1 protein-coding gene is annotated in these 1,082 nt (G+C 32.3%); it reads right to left on the bottom strand.

Annotated features, from left to right (window positions below):
- Positions 1-807: phytanoyl-CoA dioxygenase family protein (locus AC3DU7_RS20880; protein ID WP_488041224.1), on the bottom strand; the 807-nt coding region annotated here is incomplete at its 3' end.
- Positions 808-1,082: the final 275 nt, after the last annotated feature.

Below are 1,082 nucleotides of genomic sequence, written 5' to 3'. Positions count from 1 at the left end.
CCAATATTGCTGATAAGTTTTGATAAAATAACCAAAAAAATCTCTAGCATTTAAACTCAATTTATCTAACAAATCTGACTGTTCAAAACAAGTCATAGGCGGTACAAAATAATCACAATAATTCCCCCAACTGTAGATAATATCTAAAGTACTTCTGGGTTTATTCATATCATAAACTCCCCGATGAATTCCCCAGGCATGAAATAACAAAGCATCTCCTGGATTTAAAAATATTTTCTGTTTTCCAGGCATATCATCATCTATATTTGATTTCCCATTTTCTCCTTTTCTAATAGCATATTCTTCAGGAGTATCCCACCTTTGTTCAGAAGCAGACACATATTCCAAATAATCATCTGGTAAAAAAGCTACTCGGAAATGTACGCCAGTATTATATTTGATTCTCTGTTTTTCCAGTTCGGGTTCTGGGGCTAAAAATTGTGTATCCCGATGCCAAAGACCTTTCCAAGATTTATCAGCAGGATTAAAGAAATATTGGGTATTGTGGAATAATATTTTTTCACCAGAAATGAATTCTAGGATTTTGATAATTCTTCTGTCGGCAATAAATTCTAATAACTCTATCAACTTTTCGGGAGATTTCTCAAAATATATAAGCTCAGTTAGATATGCCATATTAGTTGTATTGGCAGCTTCTTTAATATTGGGAGATGCTGCTAGCCATTGATTGAAAATTTCTTCACAGATAACATGTAAATTTTCTAGTTTTTTTGTATCTAGAAAGTTGGGGAAAATACAAAATCCTTGATTTTTCCATTGATGTTTTGTTTCAATGAAATCAGGCATTGATATAATACTATTTTCTAAAGATATCTACGATTTTTTTGAGTAAATAAGAAGATTAACAGATTAGCAACTGCAAAAATGTTAATCTACAAATAATTCAGCTATCAGTACCTCCTTCAATAAGGAGGCTTTACATTCAGACAACCCCAGATTTTTCTGGCTCTTCAGTCCTTTCTTCTTCTTTCTTCCTTCTAGAAAAGTCTAATAATAAGCGATCGCCTTTTATTTGCTCAGAGATAAACTGACAAAAATAGCGATCGCTCTAAATAACCATG

Source organism: Okeania sp., assembly GCF_983059655.1.
Note: the sequence above shows the minus strand (reverse complement) of the source record. Positions and strands in the feature narration are given on the sequence as shown.